At 65.2% G+C, this 18,494-nt stretch carries 20 protein-coding genes; 12 read left to right on the top strand and 8 right to left on the bottom strand.

The annotated features are described in order from the left end of the window. Positions 1–61 precede the first annotated feature (61 nt). The 6 genes from ACZ92H_RS01690 (at position 62) to ACZ92H_RS01665 (ending at position 6,942) form a co-directional block, all read left to right on the top strand. Positions 62–1,099, top strand: a complete 1,038-nt coding sequence (locus ACZ92H_RS01690) for a ligase-associated DNA damage response exonuclease (protein ID WP_465048235.1) — start codon at positions 62–64, stop codon at positions 1,097–1,099. Then, complete coding sequence (locus tag ACZ92H_RS01685; RefSeq protein WP_465048236.1) at positions 1,092–2,723, top strand: ATP-dependent DNA ligase; 1,632 nt, start codon at positions 1,092–1,094, stop codon at positions 2,721–2,723. The genes ACZ92H_RS01690 and ACZ92H_RS01685 overlap by 8 nt, the downstream gene beginning before the upstream one ends. 10 nt (positions 2,724–2,733) lie before the next feature. Beyond that, a complete protein-coding gene (locus ACZ92H_RS01680) occupies positions 2,734–5,199 on the top strand; it encodes a ligase-associated DNA damage response DEXH box helicase (protein WP_465048237.1) in 2,466 nt (821 codons plus the stop codon). After that, a complete protein-coding gene (gene pdeM, locus ACZ92H_RS01675; RefSeq protein ID WP_465048238.1) occupies positions 5,196–5,870 on the top strand; it encodes a ligase-associated DNA damage response endonuclease PdeM in 675 nt (224 codons plus the stop codon). Before ACZ92H_RS01680 ends, pdeM begins: the two co-directional genes overlap by 4 nt. A 193-nt stretch (positions 5,871–6,063) precedes the next feature. Next, a complete protein-coding gene (locus ACZ92H_RS01670; protein ID WP_465048239.1) occupies positions 6,064–6,435 on the top strand; it encodes a KGG domain-containing protein in 372 nt (123 codons plus the stop codon). Positions 6,436–6,672: 237 nt separating this feature from the next. Continuing rightward, positions 6,673–6,942 (top strand): hypothetical protein, encoded by a 270-nt coding sequence (locus ACZ92H_RS01665; RefSeq protein WP_465052344.1) that lies wholly within the window; start codon positions 6,673–6,675, stop codon positions 6,940–6,942. A gap of 4 nt (positions 6,943–6,946) precedes the next feature. Here ACZ92H_RS01665 and ACZ92H_RS01660 read toward each other — a convergent pair whose 3' ends face one another. Both ACZ92H_RS01660 and ACZ92H_RS01655 read right to left on the bottom strand, forming a co-directional pair. Continuing rightward, entirely contained in the window at positions 6,947–7,567 is a 621-nt protein-coding gene (locus tag ACZ92H_RS01660; protein WP_465048241.1) for a DUF2239 family protein, read from the bottom strand. A gap of 79 nt (positions 7,568–7,646) precedes the next feature. Beyond that, complete coding sequence (locus tag ACZ92H_RS01655; RefSeq protein WP_465048242.1) at positions 7,647–8,144, bottom strand: pyridoxamine 5'-phosphate oxidase family protein; 498 nt, start codon at positions 8,142–8,144, stop codon at positions 7,647–7,649. A gap of 277 nt (positions 8,145–8,421) precedes the next feature. Here ACZ92H_RS01655 and ACZ92H_RS01650 point away from each other — a divergent pair, with 277 nt between their 5' ends. The 6 genes from ACZ92H_RS01650 (at position 8,422) to ACZ92H_RS01625 (ending at position 13,518) form a co-directional block, all read left to right on the top strand. After that, a complete protein-coding gene (locus tag ACZ92H_RS01650; RefSeq protein WP_465048243.1) occupies positions 8,422–9,075 on the top strand; it encodes a PepSY-associated TM helix domain-containing protein in 654 nt (217 codons plus the stop codon). A gap of 31 nt (positions 9,076–9,106) precedes the next feature. After that, positions 9,107–9,622 carry a DUF2271 domain-containing protein gene (locus ACZ92H_RS01645; protein WP_465048244.1) on the top strand — a complete coding sequence of 172 codons (516 nt, stop codon included), beginning with the start codon at positions 9,107–9,109 and terminating at the stop codon, positions 9,620–9,622. Between the two features lie 12 nt (positions 9,623–9,634). Then, entirely contained in the window at positions 9,635–10,459 is an 825-nt protein-coding gene (locus ACZ92H_RS01640; RefSeq protein ID WP_465048245.1) for a DUF4198 domain-containing protein, read from the top strand. A 30-nt stretch (positions 10,460–10,489) separates the two neighbouring features. Next, positions 10,490–11,518, top strand: a complete 1,029-nt coding sequence (locus ACZ92H_RS01635; RefSeq protein ID WP_465048246.1) for an FAD:protein FMN transferase — start codon at positions 10,490–10,492, stop codon at positions 11,516–11,518. Positions 11,519–11,531: 13 nt separating this feature from the next. After that, entirely contained in the window at positions 11,532–12,896 is a 1,365-nt protein-coding gene (locus tag ACZ92H_RS01630; protein WP_465048247.1) for a sulfite reductase subunit alpha, read from the top strand. 70 nt (positions 12,897–12,966) lie between these two features. Next, positions 12,967–13,518 (top strand): glutathione peroxidase, encoded by a 552-nt coding sequence (locus tag ACZ92H_RS01625; protein WP_131370969.1) that lies wholly within the window; start codon positions 12,967–12,969, stop codon positions 13,516–13,518. Between the two features lie 113 nt (positions 13,519–13,631). Here ACZ92H_RS01625 and ACZ92H_RS01620 read toward each other — a convergent pair whose 3' ends face one another. From ACZ92H_RS01620 to ACZ92H_RS01595, 6 genes are all read right to left on the bottom strand, one after another. After that, positions 13,632–14,858 carry a DUF2325 domain-containing protein gene (locus ACZ92H_RS01620; protein WP_131370966.1) on the bottom strand — a complete coding sequence of 409 codons (1,227 nt, stop codon included), beginning with the start codon at positions 14,856–14,858 and terminating at the stop codon, positions 13,632–13,634. Between the two features lie 44 nt (positions 14,859–14,902). Further along, positions 14,903–15,229, bottom strand: coding sequence for a hypothetical protein (locus ACZ92H_RS01615; protein ID WP_131370963.1), 327 nt, complete (start codon positions 15,227–15,229; stop codon positions 14,903–14,905). Positions 15,230–15,317: 88 nt separating this feature from the next. After that, positions 15,318–15,515 (bottom strand): hemin uptake protein HemP, encoded by a 198-nt coding sequence (gene hemP, locus ACZ92H_RS01610; protein WP_034750559.1) that lies wholly within the window; start codon positions 15,513–15,515, stop codon positions 15,318–15,320. 250 nt (positions 15,516–15,765) lie between these two features. After that, a complete protein-coding gene (locus ACZ92H_RS01605; protein ID WP_092797003.1) occupies positions 15,766–16,572 on the bottom strand; it encodes a Crp/Fnr family transcriptional regulator in 807 nt (268 codons plus the stop codon). A gap of 341 nt (positions 16,573–16,913) precedes the next feature. Continuing rightward, entirely contained in the window at positions 16,914–17,558 is a 645-nt protein-coding gene (locus tag ACZ92H_RS01600) for a response regulator (protein ID WP_034750556.1), read from the bottom strand. Between the two features lie 144 nt (positions 17,559–17,702). After that, positions 17,703–18,170 (bottom strand): universal stress protein, encoded by a 468-nt coding sequence (locus tag ACZ92H_RS01595; protein WP_131370960.1) that lies wholly within the window; start codon positions 18,168–18,170, stop codon positions 17,703–17,705. Positions 18,171–18,494 lie beyond the last annotated feature (324 nt).

Raw genomic sequence — 18,494 nt, 5'->3', positions numbered from 1 at the left:
CTTGGCGCAAGCCTGCCACACTCATGCCATTCCAACGCTTTATTAATGCACGGGGTGGGGCATGGCCGATATGGTGGTGGTGCGCAAGGAAGGGCTGTACTGTGTGCCGGGTCAGTTTTACATCGACCCGTGGCGCCCGGTCGAGCGCGCCATCATCACGCATGCGCATGCGGATCACGCGCGCGTCGGGCACCGGCATTATCTGTGCGCGGCCAGCGGTGCGCAGGTGCTGCGCGCGCGGCTGGGGCCCGTCTCCATCCAGGGCCTGGCGTACGGCGAGAGCATTGACCACCACGGCGTGCGCGTGTCGCTGCATCCGGCCGGCCACGTGCTGGGCTCGGCCCAGGTGCGCATGGCGGCGGGCGGCGAAGTGTGGGTGGCGTCCGGCGACTACAAGCTGCAGCCCGACCCCACCTGCGCGCCGTTCGAACCCGTGCGCTGCGATACCTTCATCACGGAATCGACGTTCGGCCTGCCCATCTACCGCTGGCAGGCGCCGCAGGAAATCAATGACGAGATCAACCAGTGGTGGCGCAGGAATGCGGCAGAAGGGCGCACCAGCGTGCTGTTCTGCTATGCCTTCGGCAAGGCGCAGCGCATCCTGGCGGGCCTCGACGCCGCCATCGGTCCCATTATCTGCCATGGCGCGGCGCAGGCCTTGACGCAGGTCTACCGCGAATCGGGCGTGGTGCTGCCCGCCACCGTCATGGTGGACGAGGTGACGGACAAGGCCGCCCTGAAGACGGCGCTGGTGATCGCGCCGCCGTCGGCGGCCGGTTCGCCATGGATGAAGCGCTTCGGCGACTACAGCGATGCGTTCGCCAGCGGCTGGATGCTGCTGCGCGGCGCGCGCCGCCGGCGCGGCGTGGACCGGGGTTTTGTTCTCTCCGACCACGCCGACTGGCCCGGCCTCATGCAAGCCATCACGGCCACGCAGGCCGGGCGCATCATCGTCACGCACGGCTCGATTGCCGTGATGGTGCGCTGGCTGCAGCAGAATGGCTGGCAGGCGGGCGGCTTCGAGACGGAATATGGCGATGACGAAGCCGACGACCATGCGCCTGGCGCATCCACGCCGGAGGAAGTCCCCCATGCGTGAATTTGCCCAGCTGTACGCGGAACTCGATGAAACCACGTCCACCAGCCGCAAGCTGGCGGCCCTGCAAGCGTATTTTCGCCGCGCCACGCCACAGGACGCGGCCTGGGCCGTGTATTTCCTGGCGGGCGGCAAGCCGCGCCAGGCCGTGCCCACCAAATTGCTGCGCGAATACGCGACCGAGCAGGCAGGCCTCGATGTCTGGCTGTTCGACGAGGCCTATCACGCTGTCGGCGACCTGGCCGAAACCATCGCCCTGATCCTGCCCGCGCCTGGCAAGCGCAGCGACATCGGCCTGGCCGAATGGGTCGAGCAGCGCATCGCGCCCCTGCGCGGCGCGGCGCCCGAGACCATCCGCGCCGCCTTGCTGGCGTACTGGGACGAGCTGGAAACGCGCGAACGCTTTTTACTCATCAAGCTGATCGGCGGCGGCTTTCGCGTGGGCGTGTCGAAATTGCTGGTGACGCGCGCGCTGGCCTCCATCGCCGCCATCGACAGCAAGCTGGTGGCACAGCGGCTGATGGGCTGGACCGATGGCAAGGTCAGCCCCACGGGCGCGGGATTTCTCAAACTGATCGGTGCGGAATCGGACGGCGAACACGCGCTGCGCGGCGGCCAGCCGTATCCGTTCTTCCTGGCCCACCCCTTGCAGGCGGGGCCGGAAACCCTGGGCGACATCGGCGGCTGGCTGGTGGAGTGGAAATACGACGGCATGCGGGCCCAGCTGCTGCGGCGCGAAGGTGCCAGCTGGCTGTGGTCGCGCGGCGAAGAGCTGATCACGGAACGCTTCCCCGAACTGGCGCAATTGCCCCTGCCGGAGGGCACGGTGATCGATGGCGAAATCCTCGTCTGGCAAGCGGGCGACGTGCCCTCCGCCTTTGCCGACCTGCAAAAACGCATGGGCCGCAAGACGGTCTCGCCCAAGCTGCTGGCCGAACTCCCGGCCGTGCTGGTGGCCTACGATGTGCTGGAACTCGATGGCGTGGATATCCGCCACCTGCCGCAGCGGGAGCGGCGCGCGCTGCTGGAAGCCGTGGTGGCGCAAGCGGGATCGCCGGCGCTGCGCCTGTCGCCGCGCATCGAAGCGGCAAGCTGGGACGCGCTGGCGGCCATCCGCGCGCAATCGCGCGCCCGGGGCGTGGAAGGCATGATGCTCAAGGCCGCGTCGGCCGCGTATGGCGTGGGCCGCACCAAGGACGTGGGCACCTGGTGGAAGTGGAAGATCGATCCGTATTCCGTCGATGCCGTGCTGATCTATGCCCAGGCGGGCCACGGCCGGCGCGCCTCGCTGTACACGGACTATACCTTCGCCGTCTGGGATGGCGAGGGGGCGGACGAGCGCAAGCTGGTGCCGTTCGCCAAGGCGTATTCCGGTCTCACGGACGCGGAGATCGGCCAGGTCGATGCCGCCATCCGCAAGACCACCATCGAAAAATTCGGCCCCGTGCGCAGCGTCAAGCCGACCATGGTGTTCGAGATCGGCTTCGAAGGCATTGCCGCGTCCAGCCGCCACAAGGCCGGCATCGCCGTGCGCTTCCCGCGCATCCTGCGCCGGCGCGAAGACAAGGCCATCGGCGACGCCGATACCCTGGCCACCCTGCAAGCCATGCTGGCCGGCGCCGCATGAAAGGCGTCCCATGAGCAAAAGCGCGCTGGCGCAGCGCATCGACGCCTGGTTCCCCGGACGCGGCTGGAAGGTGTTTGCGTTCCAGCGCGGCGTCTGGCGCGCGGCGGCGCAAGGCCAGTCCGGCCTGCTGCATGCGAGCACGGGGTCGGGCAAGACCTACGCCGTGTGGTTCGGCGCCTTGCTGCGGGCCGAGCGCCTGCAACGCAAAGGAAGAAAGCAGGGTTTGCGCGTGCTGTGGATCACGCCCATGCGCGCGCTGGCGGCCGACACGGTACGCGCCCTGCAGGCCTCCGGCGCGGATCTCGCGCCCGGCTGGCGCATCGAAGCGCGCACGGGCGACACCAGCGCGGCGCAGCGGGCGCGGCAGGCGAAGGCCTGGCCCGACGTGCTCGTCACCACGCCGGAAAGCCTGTCCCTGATGCTGAGCCAGGCGGACGCACAGCAACGTTTCAGCTTGCTGGAAACGGTGATCGTCGACGAATGGCACGAATTGATGGGCAGCAAGCGCGGCGTGCAGGTGCAACTGGCGCTGGCCCGCCTGCGCCGCTGGCAGGCTACGCTGATGACGTGGGGCTTGTCGGCCACCCTGGGCAACCTGCGCCAGGCGCAGGACGTACTGCTGGGCGAAGGCAATGACGGCGTGCTGGTGGAAGGCAAGGTAAAAAAACGCATCCTGGTCGACAGCCTGATCCCCGTCAATCCTACGCGCTTTCCCTGGGGCGGCCACCTGGGCATCCAGATGCTGCAACCGCTGATCGCCGAGATCGAGGGCAGCGCCACCACCCTGGTGTTTACCAATACGCGCTCGCAGGCGGAGCTGTGGTACCAGCATTTGCTCGATGCCCGGCCCGACTGGGCGGGCGTGATCGCCCTGCACCACGGTTCGCTGGACCGCGAAGTGCGCGAATGGGTCGAGCAGCACCTGAAGACGGGCAAACTGAAAGCCGTCGTGTGCACGTCGAGCCTGGATCTGGGGGTGGATTTTCTGCCCGTCGAGCGGGTGCTGCAGGTGGGCAGCGCGAAGGGCATCGCGCGCCTGGTGCAGCGGGCCGGACGCAGCGGCCACGCGCCTGGACGCATTTCGCGCGTCACCCTGGTGCCCACCAACAGCCTGGAACTGCTGGAAGCGGCCGGTGCCCGTGCCGCCCTGGCGCAGGGCCACCTGGAAGCGCGGCCCGTGCCCGACAAGCCGCTCGACGTGCTGGTGCAACACCTGGTGACGATCGCGCTGGGCGGCGGTTTTGACTCGCCGGCGCTGTACGCGGAAGTGCGCAAGGCGTGGTCGTACCGCGCCCTGACGCCTGGCGAGTGGCAATGGGCCCTCGATTTCGTCGCGCGGGGCGGACAAAGCCTGACCGTGTATCCGGAATACCGCAGGGTGCTGCCGGACGACGACGGCGTCTACCGCGTGCCGGACGCGGCGCTGGCGCGGCGCCACCGCATGAGCATTGGCACCATCGTCTCGGAAGCGGCGATCCAGGTCAAGTTCATGAGCGGCGGCAGGATCGGCAGCATCGAGGAATCGTTCATTTCGCGCTTGCGCCAGGGCGACCATTTCCTGTTTGGCGGGCGCATCCTGGAATTCGTGCGCGTGCACGAGATGACGGCGTACGTGCGGCGGGCCACGGGCAGCCGCGGCGCCGTGCCGCGCTGGCAGGGCGGCAAGATGCCGCTGTCGTCGGAACTGGCGCATGCCGTGCTGGACCAGCTGCAGCTGGCACAGGAAGGGCGCGCCAACGGCCCCGAGATGCGTGCGCTGGCGCCGCTGCTGGCCATCCAGGCACGCTGGTCCGCCTTGCCCACGCGCACGGCCCTGCTGGTGGAAACCCTGTCCAGCCGGGAAGGGCGGCACCTGTTCGTGTATCCGTTCGCCGGGCGGTCCGTGCACCTGGGACTGGCATCCCTGCTGGCCTACCGCATTGCCCGCGCGCAGCCGGCCACCTTGTCCATCGCCGTCAACGACTACGGCTTTGAATTGCTGGGCGCCAGCGAGCTTGACTACGCGCCCCTGTTCGACGCTGCCACGGGTGCCGGGCTGGACTTGTTCAGCACGGAACACTTGCTGGACGACGTGCTGGCCAGCCTGAACGCGACGGAGCTGTCGCAGCGGCGTTTCCGCGAAATCGCCCGCATCGCCGGCCTCGTGTTCCAGGGCTACCCGGGCCAGCCGAAGAGCGCGCGCCAGCTGCAGGCCTCGTCCTCGCTGTTCTTTGAAGTGTTCCGCAAGCACGATGCGGCCAATTTACTGCTGAGTCAGGCGCAGCGCGAAGTGCTGGAGCAGGAGCTGGAACTGACGCGCTTGCGCGCCACCTTGCGCGAGCTGCATGGACGCGCGATTGCCCTGCAGCCACTGGAGCGCGCCTCGCCGTTCGCCTTCGGCCTGATGGTGGAACGCTTCCGCGAACAGTTGACGACGGAGAAACTGTCGGACCGGGTAGCGCGCCTGGTCAGCGCGCTGGAAAAGGCGGCCGCATGAACGGGCGGCGGCAAGACCACTGCGTGGTGGAGCTGGCGGGCGAGAGCGTCTGGCTGCTGGCGCAGAAGGCCATCTACTGGCCGGCGCGCAAGATGCTCATCATCGCCGACATCCATTTCGGCAAGGCGGCCGCCTTCCGCGCGCTGGGCGTGCCCGTGCCGCGTGGCACCACCACGCAAAACCTGCTGGCGCTCGATGCCCTGCTGGCGGCATACCCTTGCGACGAGATCATCTTTCTCGGCGATTTCCTGCATGCGCGCGCCGCGCATGCGCCCGCCACCGTGGCGGCCATGCTGGCCTGGCGGGCCCGCCATCCGCGCCTGCGCCTGACGGTGGTGCGCGGCAACCATGACTGGCATGCGGGCGATCCGGCGGCGGCGCTGGGCATCCGCATGGCCGACGAGCCGCATACGCTGGACGGCCTGTCGTTCTGCCATCATCCCGACACCGTGGCGCCCGGCCATGTGCTGGCCGGGCATGTGCATCCCGTGTTTCACTTGCGCGCCGGCAGGGGCGGCGTACGCCTGCCGTGTTTCTTGCTGGGAGCATCGCGCAGCATTTTGCCATCGTTCGGCGCATTTACGGGCGGCCATGCGGTGCAGCCGGCCAGTGGCGAACGCGTGTACGTGACGGCCGACGCCGTGATTTTTGTTATTCCCTCAAACGGCTGAGTGCTGGATACTTTTGGTAGTAAATTTAAAGTAACTGCGCCACCGCGGGCGGGACTCATCCTACATCAGGGCTTGCCATCCTCCTATTTGGTGTATCCCATGGGCGCACTAACATGACTGCTCCCTTGCCATGCGAGGGGGAAGGATTGCATGGTTTGTACGGTTTCTGACTCTATCGATTAAGGAGATCATCATGGCCACATCGAGTGACAACAAACAGCAAGGCAGTCAGGGCAGCAAAGGCAGCGGCACGGGCAGCGGCAGCAAGCAGAGCGATACGAGCAAGCGTGGCTTCGCGTCCATGGACCCGGCACAGCAGCGCGAAATTGCCAGCGAAGGGGGGCGCGCCGCGCATGAAAAAGGCACGGCGCATGAGTTCACGTCGGAAGAAGCACGCCGCGCGGGCAGCCAAAGCCACAAGAACGATGCCAATCGGCAAAGCGCCGCCAGTTCCGGCGGCTCGCGCGACAATGCCAGCATGAACCAGGAAGGCAACCGCGACAGCGGCAACAAGCAAAGTGGCGGTAGCGGCTCCGGCTCCGGTGCGGGATCGCGTAACAAGTAAGCGCAGTAAGCGAAGCGAAGTAAGCGATGCTGGCGCGATGGGCAGCACGGTGCGCATGGCTGGCGGGAGATTGACCCGCTGGCCACGCGTAGCGGCAGGGGCCGTGTCGCAAATTTTTGATGCAATGCAGCAGGCATGGACTATGATGAAATGGCTGCGCTGGCGATCGGGGCGCAGTCCGGCCGCGCGCCATTGCAGGCATTCCGTACGCATATTCACTCAACGATCAGGGAGAAGATGATGGGCAACTCCACCACGCCACAGCCAGGCAACAGCCAGGGCGGCGCGCCGTCCACGGCGGGCAGCAAGCAAAGCACGGCCGAGTCAGCCGAGAGCTTTGTGCTGGTCGATAGCGAGCAGGGACTCGATATCGGCGACGATCTGTTTTCCATTGGCGAAGTGCGGCGCGCCGACCGCCTGCCGCATCATCACCAGGGCGGCGCAGCCGGACAGAACCGGCAGAGTGCCGATGATGCGCCCGATACCACCGGCAGCACGGGCGTGTGATCCTTCAACTGTTGCGCAACTCTTCGGACCATCCCCGTTCGGCCAGCTGCAAGACGTGTGTCCGCACGTCGGCTGGCCAATCCTGCACGCACGCCACGAATGCCGCCTGCCGTCCGGCGAACAGGGCGCGGCTGGCTTCCTCGAAGCCGGGCGCATCGCCGGCCAGCGCGCTCATGAATTTATAGGCCCCTTCGCGTGCCTGGCGCTGCTCGTCCTGCGTCTTGCTGCCCCGCTGCGCGTGTTCCACCAGCTTGCGCAAGGCGACGGAAGCGCCGCCCGGCTGCGTGGCCAGCCATTCCCAGTGACGCGGCAACAGGGTGATTTCGCGCGCCACCACGCCCAGTTTCGGCCGGCCCGCCGTGCGCACGGGCACTGGTGCATCGGGCGCCTGCGCTGCCACGGCGCGGGGCCTGGGCAGGCGCTGCAGCACCTCTTCCAGGCTGCCACGCAGATTCAGGTCCACCTGACTGCCGCTGGCGTCATCGAATATCAGGATTTGCGCATCGGGGTCGTGCGTCACCAGGGTCTTCAGTGATTGCGCAACACGGTGCAAGGTGCCTGTCGCCACTTTGCGCTGGCCGGCAAAGGCCGTGAGGTGGGGAGCTGCCGGCGTATCGGTCTGCATGTGTGCCTCCATGGGAATGCATGCAATTATACCCGGGTGAAATGATGGGGCAATCACCCGGGTAAAATGTGCTTCCCCGCTACAGGTCGACCCGGCCGTGTTCGCCCACGTCCTTTGGCGGCTCGCCCGTGATGGCGGCCTTGGCCATTTCATAGAATTGCATCATCTTGCTGGCGCTGCTATCCCAGTATTCGGCGGACTGGATCGTCACCTTGATCAGCGACAGTTTCGGATCGTCGAGTCCGCCAGGGAACCAGGCTTTCACCAGCGGGCTCCACAGCTCTTCCGCCTTGGCGCGGTCTTTCAGCAGCTGCGCATGGCCGCAGACGGAGACGTACAGGCTGTCGCCCGTGTCGACAAAGCTGACATTGACTTGCGGATTGTTCAGCAAATCGCGCGTATAGCTGGCCTCGTCCGAGACGAAGAACCAGATTTGCCCTTCGTTGTCGACTTGCTGCTGCGTCAGCGGCCGGCTGGTGAGGGTGCGCATGCCGTCGCTGGTGGTGAGCATGCCGAATTTCACGCTCTTGATCTTGGCCGCGATGCCGGCCAGTTGTTCGCTGGAATACTGTTGCATGGTGTGCTCCCGGTTGATTGTCCTGAACAACAGCATAGGCGGGCATGGCATGCGGCTCTGTACGCCAGCTTACGTAGTGGGCCGGCTTGCCTGCGCCGCGCCATGTTTCAAAGTTGTTACAAAACGCTGCCTTGGCCTGCCTCTCCACGTATTGACTTAATAAATGATAATCATTATCATTTGTTTGAAACTATAGGCATCGACTCTGATTGAAGGATGGGAATGAAGCACACTGACTTGTCGCGCCGCCTGGCCCGCCCCTCGCCGGGAGCGCTCGATGGCTAACGCGGGCACCGCAGACAAGGCCAAGAACAACGCCAGCCGCGCCGTCTGGCTAAAGAATTTGCACCAATGGCACTGGATCAGCTCAGCGCTGTGCCTGCTGGGCATGTTTTTGTTCGCCATCACCGGCATCACCCTGAATCACGCCAGCCAGATCGAAGCCAAGCCGGCCATCACGCGCCAGCAGGCGACCCTGCCGGCCCCCTTGATCACGCAACTGGCCGCGTACGCTGCCAAGCACGACGGCGCCAACGCGCCCCTGCCGGCCGCCGCGGAAAGCTGGCTCAAGCAACAATGGTCGCTCAATGCGGGCGGCCGTCCCGCCGAGTGGAGCAGGGACGAGGTGTATTTGCCGCTGCCCAAGGCCGGCGGCGACGCCTGGGTGCGCATCGGCCTGGAAGACGGGGCCGCCGAATATGAATTGACGGACCGGGGCTGGGTGTCCTGGCTCAACGATGTCCACAAGGGCCGCAACACGGGCGTGGCCTGGAACTGGTTCATCGATATTTTTGCCGGCGCCTGCATCGTGTTTTGCCTGACCGGCTTGCTGATTTTGAAGTTCCACGCGGCCAACCGGCCATTTACCTGGCCGATGGTTGGCCTCGGTATCTTGATACCCTGCGCGATCGCCTTGCTGTTTATTCACTGATCGCTTTTATTTTCCTTTTTACAGGCACACCATGAAATTACGCTACTCCCTGGCGCTTGGCCTTCCCCTGATCGGCACTTCGGCGATGGCTGCCGACCTGTCCCTCAAGCTTGAAATCCCGCAACTGAACGTGGCGGAATACCACCGTCCCTACGTGGCGGCATGGCTGGAAACGGCGGACCAGAAGGTAGTCGGCAACCTGGCCGTGCTGTATGACGTGAAAAAGAAAGACAAGGCGGGAGAAAAATGGCTGAAGGACATGCGTCAATGGTGGCGCAAGAGCGGCCGCGACCTGGCCATGCCGGTCGACGGCGTCAGCGGCGCCACGCGCGCGCCGGGCGAACATACGCTGACTTTCCCTGGCGCCAAGGCCTTGCTCGACAAGCTGCCGCCCGGTGAATACCAGGTCGTGGTGGAAGCGGCGCGCGAAGCGGGCGGACGCGAACTGGTGCGCGTGCCGTTCCAGTGGCCGCTGAAATCGGCCCAGGCCGTGCCGGCCAAAGGCAAGGAAGAACTCGGTAATGTCGTCGTCCAACTCAAACCATAAAGGCGCACCACTATGTTCAAGCAACTGAATAAACCGCTGATCGCGCTGGCCCTGGCTGGCCTGGCCATGAACGCCCACGCCCACCGCGGCTGGATGGTGCCGTCGAGCACGATGGTGGAGAGCAAGGACGCCTGGGTCACGGTCGATGCCGCCGTCTCCGACGGCCTGTTCGAGATCGATCACCAGCCGCTGCGCCTGGACGCGCTGCAGGTGTTCGGCCCCGATGGCGCGAAAGTCACGCCAGCGAACACCCTGACCGGCCGCCTGCGCAGCGTCTTCGACGTCAAGATGGAAAAGCCGGGCACCTACAAGGCCGCCATCGTGTCGCAAAACGTCATGGGCAGCTACACGCTCAATGGCGAGCAGAAGCGTTTCCGCGGCAATGAGGAAAGCTTCAAGAAGGACGTGCCGGCCGACGCGAAAGACTTGAAGATCACGCGCACGGCAGCGCGCCTGGAAACTTTCTTCAGCAATGGCGAGACCAGCACGGAAGTGTTCAAGCCGACGGGCACGGGCCTGGAATTCGTCCCGGTCACGCATCCGAACGACTTGCGCGCCGGCGAGAAAGCCACGTGGCGTTTCCTGATCGACGGCAAGCCGGCGGCGAACCAGGCCTTCAGCCTGGTGCCAGGTGGCGTGCGCTACCGTGGCGTGCTCGGTGAAATCCGCCAGAGCACGGATGCCAAGGGCGAGATCACGTTCACGCTGCCGGCGGCCGGCATGTATTACCTGAGCAGCACCTGGCCTGCGGCCGCCCCGGCCGTGGCCGGCCAGCCGCCGGTGATGCCGGAACGGCGCGCCACCTACGCGGCCTCCGTGGAAGTGCTGCCGCAGTAAGCGGGAGCGTCTTCGCAAACGACAGTGCCGATGCGCCGGGTCCTGCTGCCCCAGCATATTTCAGACCAGGTCGCGCCGCCCGGCGCCGCGATCCGGGATCTGCGCGGCCTGTCGATGGGCACCAGCTGGTCCGTGCGCTTGCTGGACCCCGCCATGCCGGGGCGTGCCGGCAGCGCCGATTTGCAGCTGGGCTTGCAGCAGCAGCTGGACCTGGTGGTGGCGCAAATGAGCCACTGGAGCGACGAGTCCGACCTCGGCCGCTTCAACCGGGCAGAGGCCGGCAGCTGGCACAGCCTGCCCGCCGCCTTTTGCGAAGTGCTGGGCTTGGCCATGCATGTGGCGCAGGCCTCCGGCGGCGCCTATGACCCCTGTGCCGGCGCGCTCGTCAACCTGTGGGGCTTCGGTCCCCGCAACCGGTACGACCAGCCCGGTTTTCTTCCCCCCAAACATGATACGGTGGCCCTGCTACTGTCGCAGCGCCAGCGCCGCCGCCTGGAGCTGGACTTGCCGGCCCGCCGCGCGCGCCAGCCCGGCGGCTTGCAGCTGGACCTGTCCGCCATCGCCAAGGGCTATGGCGTGGACCGCCTGGCCCGCTACCTGGAAAGCCAGGGCATCGAGCATTACCTGGTCGAAGTGGGCGGCGAGCTGCGCGGCGCCGGCAGCAAGCCCGACGGCCAGCCATGGTGGGTCATGCTGGAGCAGGTCGAAGGCGCCGGCAAAGACAACCATCCGGCGGAAATGCTGCTGGCGCTGCATGGCCTGTCGGTGGCGACCTCGGGCGACTACCGGCGTTTTTTTGACGATGGCACGGCGCGCTTTTCACATACCATCGATCCGCGCAGCGGCATGCCGATCGCCAATCAGCTCGCTTCCGTTACCGTCGTGCATGCGGAATGCATGGCCGCCGATGCCTGGTCCACGGCCTTGACGGTGCTGGGCGCCGATGCCGGCATGGCGCTGGCCGAGGAACAGGGCCTGGCCGCGCGCTTCCTGCAGCGCGACGGCCATGGCTACCGCGAATTTTTGAGCAGCCAGTTGCTGGCCATGCTCGACGAATGAACACTTATTTCCCATGATTTTTACGCACGATACGACGCGGCTGGCCTTGCTGGCCGCCATGTCCCTCAGCTACGCGGGCGTGTGCCTCGCACCGTGGCTGCGCGCACGCGGCAAGCGCCGCGCGGCCGACGCGGCCAGGGCGGCCCTGGCCGACAGCCGTCCCTGGCTGGTGGCATATGCAAGCCAGACGGGCAATGCCGAAGAGCTGGCCACGCAAACGGCGCGCAGTGTGCAACTGGCCGGCATTGCCGTGCATCTGTGCCCGCTGGCGGACGTCACGGCCAGCCACTTGCAGCAAGCGGAACGGGCCTTGTTTTTGGTCAGCACGTATGGCGAAGGCGATGCGCCCGACAATGCGGCCGCCTTCATGGGCAGGTTGATGACGGGCGACCTGGCGCTGCCGCAGCTGCATTACGCCGTGCTGGCCCTGGGCGACCGCAGCTATGGACATTACTGCGGCTTTGGCCGCGCACTCGACGCCTGGCTGGCGGGGCAGGGAGCGTCGCGCCTGTTCGAGCGCATCGAAGTCGACCGCAGCGCCAGTGCCGCCATCGAACAGTGGTTCCAGCACCTGAGCCACCTGGCCGGCACCAGCGACGCGCCGGACTGGAGCGCACCGGCCTTTGACGACTGGCGCCTGACGCAGCGGCGCTTGTTGAATCCCGGCAGCGCCGGCGGCGCCATCTACCACGTGGAACTGGCGCCCGTGGCGGGCAGCCTGCCGGCATGGCAGTCGGGCGACCTGGTGCAGGTGGCCGCGCCCGCCGACCCGGCGCAGCCGCGCGAATATTCGATCGCCTCGATCCCGCAGGATGGCGGCGTGCACTTGCTGGTGCGCCAGCATGCGCATCCCGATGGCAGCCTGGGCCTGGCGTCCGGCTGGCTCACGGCACAGGCGGCCGTCGGCGACGTGGTGCAGCTGCGCTTGCGCCAGCACCGCCGTTTCCGCCTGGAAGACAATGCCCAGCGGCCATTGATTTTGATCGGCAACGGCAGCGGCATCGCCGGCTTGCGCGGGCATTTGAAAAGCCGCGTGCTGGCGGGCCAGCGGCGCAACTGGCTGATCTTTGGCGAACGCAACCTTGCCCACGATTTCCACTATCGCGAAGAGATTGAACGCTGGCATGCCAGCGGCGACTTGCCGCGCCTGGACCTGGCGTTTTCGCGCGACCAGGCGGAGCGCACCTACGTGCAGGACCGCCTGCGCGGCAATGCCGACGAAGTCAAACTGTGGCTGGCGCAGGGCGCGGCCATCTACGTCTGCGGCAGCCTGGCGGGCATGGCGGGCGGCGTCGACCAGGCCCTGCAGGAGATGCTGGGCCGCTCCGCGCTCGACGCGCTGGCGGCCGAAGGACGTTACCGCCGCGACGTGTACTGAATTTTTTGCCGCCGCCAGCGCATTCGCGCGCGGGCGGCTATGATGGCTGTTTCATCCAAGGAGAGCCATCATGAGTGACAGCATTTACGACATTCCCTTGCGCCGCATCAATGGCGACCCCACCAGCCTGGATGCCTATCGTGGCAAGGTCGTGCTGGTGGTGAACGTGGCGTCCGCCTGCGGCTTGACGCCGCAGTACGAGGGACTGGAAAAACTCTACGCCGACAAGCAGGCCGAGGGCCTGGTGGTGGCCGGGTTTCCCGCCAATGAATTCGGCGCGCAGGAGCCGGGCAGCAATGCCGAGATCGCGGACTTTTGCCGTGGCACCTTCGGCGTGCAATTTCCCATGTTTGAAAAGATCGTCGTCAAGGGGCCGGGCCAGCATCCGCTGTACCAGCGCCTGGTCGAGCAGCAGCCGCAGGCGCAGGAAAAGCCGGGCAGCGATTTCCGCGCCAAGCTGGCCGGCTACGGCATCACGCAAGCGCAGCCCAGCGACGTGCTGTGGAATTTCGAGAAGTTCTTGATCAGCAAGGAGGGCAAGGTGGTGGGACGCTTTGCGCCCGACACGACGGTCGACGATGCGATTTTGCGCGACGCCATCGCGCGCGAACTGGCCGCGTAAGCGGGAAGGCGCCGCCTGCTCCGTCCTTGCCTGTTCCAGGCGGCATAGGCGGGCAGCGTAAACGGCGCGGTGGCGCCTGTCGCGCCGCCCGTTTGCCGCGCCGCCGTTGTTGTCTAGTCCGCCGTGTTCAGCGCGGCCGGTTCCATCTCGCCGCTCACTTCCTGCAAGCCGCGCGCCAGGCTCGAGATGCTGGGATTGTCGATGAAGACGCAACGCTTGCCCGTGCGCTTGCAATAATCCTTGACCCGCCAGTAGGCGCTGTGGCTGATGCAGCCCGTCTGGCAAATCACCAGGTCGGCCGCTGCCAGGCTCGAGTCGAGCAAGTTGGCGTTGTCTTCCAGGCCGCCATCGTGGTGGGCGAACTGTGCGCCCACCCGTTCGATCAGGGCGCGGTAGGTGGCGACATTGCCGCTGCGTCCGCCCACGCACAGGACGCTCTGGTCGACGAGACGGATCGGCATTTTCAGCTTGCCGCCCGTGGGCACTTCCAGTTTCGGCGCCGGCGGCGGCACGGCCGTGCCCGAGCGTGGCTGGGTCTGCTTCAATTCCGTGATTTGCTGGCGCAATTCCTTTTCGCGCTCATCCATCTGCGCCAGGCGTTCGACCAGGCGCGTGCGCGATTCCAGCGCCGGGATGGCCGCCTGCAGCTGCGCCAGTTCCGCGCGCAAGCCGTCGATGACGCTGTCCTTGCCGATCGACTCGGCCCGCGTGCGCAGCAGCACGGCTTCCTGGCGTTCCAGGTCGCCCGTCTTTTCCAGCAGCATGGCCTGGCTGCGCTGTTGCAGCTTGGCCAGTTCATGCGTCAGGCGCGTATTTTCTTCCTGCAAGGCCGTGAACTTGCCCATGTCGGCGCGCACGCACGCACCTGCCTGGTGCTGGATCATGTGCAGGTCGCGGCACATCTGCTCTTCCAGTTCCGCGTCGCAGCGCGGGTGCGTCAGGCCGGCCCAGAAGGCGCCCGACACGTCGCCATTGGCGACGGCCGCGCGCCACAGCTGGGCCACTTGTTCCGTCGTCTTGGCGCCGCGAAAGCGCAGGATCACGGGCGCGTAGCGGCGTTCGAGCTCCTTTTGCAGCGCTTCCGACAGGCGGTTGCGCGCGCCGCATTCCGTCACGGCGCCCACGTGCACTTCGTAGTCGTCGGCCAGCACGCGCCCGCCCGTCATCTTGCCCACCAGCTTGCGCAAATACCCCAGCGGCAAGCCCACGCCGACCAGCGGGCAATGGCAGGTATGCGACAGTTCCCACAGGCGCCGGCGGCGCGAGGCAAGCGCGGCCGTGTCGGCCTCGGCACTGGAACAATTGCTGATGACGGGCAGGGACTTGTCTTTGTCACACATGGCGATATCCTGTAGGGCGGTGTAGGGGAGTGAAAGCGGAAGCGTTACTGCGGCAAGGGCATGGCGGCGCGCTTGGCGCCGAGCATGCGGGCCAGGCGTTCGATGACGCTAGTTTTCGGCGGCGCGGGCCGGTGCTGGGCCACCAGCGCGGCCCACTGCTGCGACAGCTGCTGGCAGGTGGCCTGCAGCACGGGGCCCAGGTCGGGCAGGCTGGACAGCGCCTGCAAATGGCGTTCGATGACGCCCGCCAGTTTCGGGCAGGCGCCGTTGGCATGGTAATGCGACATCAGGTGCAGCACGGCCGACAGCATCAACTCAGGCTGTTGCCCGTTCACGGACGAAAACTTCGAAGCAGGTCGGTCGGTCGCCATCAAACGCTCCTGTGCGGTAGTTTGGCTGGCTGGCGCACGCGGAGGGCACGACTGGCTGGCGAGTGGGGTGGCTGGCTGCCGTGCTGCTTCAGGCAGTCAGGATCAGCTTGTTCAATTGCGTGACGCGCAGGCGGTAAATCTTGCCGCTGTGTTCAATCTCCACTTCGCGGCCCTGCTGCAGCAGCGCTTCGCTGGTGATGCGGCGCGCCGGTTGCGCCATGCTGACGGGCGGACGGACGTGGGCAGTGGCGGCATCCTGGATCAAGGCTGGTTTTGAGCTTTGCATGTTGGGCTTTCTTTGTCTCAGTTGAGAATGATTCGTATTTGCATTATTGTTGAATGTGGCCCGAAAAGCAAGGCTTATTTGTGCGCAATCCGCGCTTTTTTGCGCTGGCCTGGCACAGGCGATAGAAGCAGTGGGGAAACGCGGCACGCGCGGGGCACAGACGGGAAATGGGCAGCAAAAAAGGCCCGGCGAGGCGTTTGCGCGCCTCGGCCGGACCAAGCCTGTGCCAAGCTTGAAAAAAGGGAAGGCGTTAAATGGTCGCCAGCAATTGCGCCGACGCGGTGGCGGCTGCGGCCGTATCGGCTTTCAGCTTGGCGGCGGCCAGCTGCTTGGCGCGCGAGCGCGACGGCGGCAGGCGGCGCAGGGTTTTCAGGGCGTCCGGATCCTTGATGCCGATGGTGCGCTGATCTACCGTGATCAGGCCGATTTCATTGAAGGCGGACAGGGTGCGGCTGACCGTTTCCAGGGTCAGGCCCAGATAGCTGCCGATTTCATGGCGCGTCATGCGCAGGTTGAACAGCTTGCTGGAGTAGCCCATCTGCGCGAAGCGGTCGGCCAGCGAGACGAGAAAGCGCGCCACGCGCGCTTCGGCGCTGAGGGCGCCCAGCATGCCGATCATGGCCTGCTCGCGCACGAGTTCGCGGCTCATCACGCCGTACATGACATTTTCCAGTTCCAGGTGCACGCGGCCCAGGGCCGTGAGTTTCTTGAACGGCAGCAGGATCAGGTCGCAGTCGGACAGGGCCACCGCTTCCGAGGAGTAATGGCGCGAGTGGATGCCGTCCACGCCCAGCATGTCGCCCTTCATGGGAAAGCTGAGCACCTGTTCATTGCCGAATTCGTCGATGAGAACGGTTTTCAGGAAGCCCGAGTTGACGATGTACAGGGTATCGAAGGGCTGGCCGATCGTGTGCACGCGCTGGCCTGTCTTGAATTGCACGTGCTGGAACAGCAGCTCGTCGGCGGCGATGGTGCAGGCGCTGGAGATATGCAGCAAGTCGCATACTTCCTTCAGGTTCGACCATAGCCGCCCCTGGCGCTGGCGTCCTGCTTCCATCGGCGACGATGGGGGCAGCGATGCGGAAGCAGGGCGGGTTTCAGGCGTTTGCGTGGACAGCATGTTCATCTCCTGGTGACAGGTAGTTCAGAGTTGAATGACGGAGTGCGCAAGGCGGCGGGCACGGCGCAATGCTCGGCGGCGCGCGTCCTGGCAGGTAATGCTCAATTCGCTGAAGATGTGCTGTGTGATGAAATAAGTTCCCAGCAACTTGATTACTGGTTTCAGTATGCCAACAACCGTATGGAATTAATATCAGCGGTGGCTGAATATGGCAGTAGGAGCTGCGGCAGGCGGCGTAGGATTGTTCCTACGCTCGATACGCCATGCTGCGGAGGGACTCAGGTCTTGAAGGGGGAGAGCAGGCGGTGCGCGACGGCGTACTGGACCATTTCCGAGAGGGAGCTCATGCCCATTTTTTGCATGATGCGCGTCTTGTGCGTGCTGACGGTTTTCACGCTCAGGTGCAGATTGTTGGCGATCTCCGTGATCGACTTGCCGGCCACCAGCAGGGAAAAGACTTCGAATTCGCGGTCCGACAGCTGTTTGTGCAGCAAGCTCTCGTTCGGCATCATGATGTTGAGCACCAGCTGCTCGGCCACTTCCGCGCTGATGTAGGGGCGCCCCGATGCCACCTTGTGGATGGCGCCCACCAGCTGCGTGCCCGCGCTTTCCTTGGTCAGATAGCCTTGCGCGCCGGCGCGGATGGCGCGCACGGCATATTGTTCTTCCTCGTGCATGGTGAGGATCAGGATGGCCAGCTTGGGCGCTTCGCTGCGGATCTGGCGTATCAGGTCGACGCCGCTGCGGCCCGGCATCGACAGGTCCAGCAGCAGCAGGTCGAAACCGCCCTGGCGGACATGGTTGAGCACTTCGAAGCCGTCGATGGCCTCGCCGACGATATCGATGTCCGGCGCGCCGTCGAGTATGCGCTTCAAGCCCTCGCGCATGATGGTGTGGTCGTCGGCAATCACAATGCGTATCATAGGCAGGCAATCTGGCGGGCGGCCTTTGGCGGGCAACCCAATGTTAAGAAACGAGTAAGCTTGTCATATTAACTGAAAACGGCGCTGCATTTGCCTTTTTCTTAACAGTTGCCTGGCGTTGGCACCCTGCTGCCATAAGACCCGCTATTGCGGCGCGGGTTCCTTGATCAGCCTGTGCACCAGCACGGGCAACTTCGAATGCGACAGCACCTTATTCGTCACGCTGCCCAGCAGCAATTGCCCCCAGCCGCTGCGCCCATGCGAACCCATGAAGATCAGGTCGCAGTGCTGCAGTTGCGCCACTTCCACGATCTTCAGGGCGGGGCTGTCGGAAAACGCCGTCAGGCCCGTCGCCTCCAGTCCCCGCTTGGCGGCCGCGTCCAGGATGGGCTGCCAGTGGTCGGCGCCCGCCTTGCGCATGGCGATGCGGTATTCCTCTTCGCTGGGATAGCTGGGGGGAATGATCTCGATGTACACGGGGTACTGGTACTCGGGCGCCACATACACGGCGAGGATGTCGGCGTGCATCTGTTCGGCAAAGGCGACGCCGGCGCAAGCGGTCAGGTTGGAAACGGTGGAACCGTCCGTGGCAATCAGAATTTTCTTATACATGGCAGCTCCTTCGGCAGTGAACCAGCACGCGCAACGTCCTTATTGTAGACGTGGCGGCAGCATTGTATTCATGTAAAGACTTGATAATTATCAACACTACTGCACCTTCAGTATAGACAACATTAACAAAAAAACCGTGTGTTTGCCCACAATGGCGGCGATGCGGCGCTGCCACACCGGCCGCTCGGCGGCAGGGATTTCTTGCGCGGGGCGTGGTCTTGCCTGCAGGCCAATGGTAGTATTTCAAAATACAACAGTAGGAACACTTATTTCCTGGTGGAAAAGCTCTTGTGGAGGCGCTTTGCACCAGGAAGCGCGTTTTGA

This window comes from Janthinobacterium foliorum, from assembly GCF_978021625.1.
Note: the sequence above shows the minus strand (reverse complement) of the source record. Positions and strands in the feature narration are given on the sequence as shown.

Bases quoted from the DNA above. Each gene is read 5' to 3' on its own strand.
- ACZ92H_RS01690 (WP_465048235.1), top strand. From the start codon at position 62: ATGGCCGATATGGTGGTGGTGCGCAAGGAAGGGCTGTACTGTGTGCCG.
- ACZ92H_RS01685 (WP_465048236.1), top strand. From the start codon at position 1,092: ATGCGTGAATTTGCCCAGCTGTACGCGGAACTCGATGAAACCACGTCC.
- ACZ92H_RS01680 (WP_465048237.1), top strand. From the start codon at position 2,734: ATGAGCAAAAGCGCGCTGGCGCAGCGCATCGACGCCTGGTTCCCCGGA.
- pdeM (WP_465048238.1), top strand. From the start codon at position 5,196: ATGAACGGGCGGCGGCAAGACCACTGCGTGGTGGAGCTGGCGGGCGAG.
- ACZ92H_RS01670 (WP_465048239.1), top strand. From the start codon at position 6,064: ATGGCCACATCGAGTGACAACAAACAGCAAGGCAGTCAGGGCAGCAAA.
- ACZ92H_RS01665 (WP_465052344.1), top strand. From the start codon at position 6,673: ATGATGGGCAACTCCACCACGCCACAGCCAGGCAACAGCCAGGGCGGC.
- ACZ92H_RS01660 (WP_465048241.1), bottom strand. From the start codon at position 7,567: ATGCAGACCGATACGCCGGCAGCTCCCCACCTCACGGCCTTTGCCGGC.
- ACZ92H_RS01655 (WP_465048242.1), bottom strand. From the start codon at position 8,144: ATGCAACAGTATTCCAGCGAACAACTGGCCGGCATCGCGGCCAAGATC.
- ACZ92H_RS01650 (WP_465048243.1), top strand. From the start codon at position 8,422: ATGGCTAACGCGGGCACCGCAGACAAGGCCAAGAACAACGCCAGCCGC.
- ACZ92H_RS01645 (WP_465048244.1), top strand. From the start codon at position 9,107: ATGAAATTACGCTACTCCCTGGCGCTTGGCCTTCCCCTGATCGGCACT.
- ACZ92H_RS01640 (WP_465048245.1), top strand. From the start codon at position 9,635: ATGTTCAAGCAACTGAATAAACCGCTGATCGCGCTGGCCCTGGCTGGC.
- ACZ92H_RS01635 (WP_465048246.1), top strand. From the start codon at position 10,490: ATGCGCCGGGTCCTGCTGCCCCAGCATATTTCAGACCAGGTCGCGCCG.
- ACZ92H_RS01630 (WP_465048247.1), top strand. From the start codon at position 11,532: ATGATTTTTACGCACGATACGACGCGGCTGGCCTTGCTGGCCGCCATG.
- ACZ92H_RS01625 (WP_131370969.1), top strand. From the start codon at position 12,967: ATGAGTGACAGCATTTACGACATTCCCTTGCGCCGCATCAATGGCGAC.
- ACZ92H_RS01620 (WP_131370966.1), bottom strand. From the start codon at position 14,858: ATGTGTGACAAAGACAAGTCCCTGCCCGTCATCAGCAATTGTTCCAGT.
- ACZ92H_RS01615 (WP_131370963.1), bottom strand. From the start codon at position 15,229: ATGGCGACCGACCGACCTGCTTCGAAGTTTTCGTCCGTGAACGGGCAA.
- hemP (WP_034750559.1), bottom strand. From the start codon at position 15,515: ATGCAAAGCTCAAAACCAGCCTTGATCCAGGATGCCGCCACTGCCCAC.
- ACZ92H_RS01605 (WP_092797003.1), bottom strand. From the start codon at position 16,572: ATGGAAGCAGGACGCCAGCGCCAGGGGCGGCTATGGTCGAACCTGAAG.
- ACZ92H_RS01600 (WP_034750556.1), bottom strand. From the start codon at position 17,558: ATGATACGCATTGTGATTGCCGACGACCACACCATCATGCGCGAGGGC.
- ACZ92H_RS01595 (WP_131370960.1), bottom strand. From the start codon at position 18,170: ATGTATAAGAAAATTCTGATTGCCACGGACGGTTCCACCGTTTCCAAC.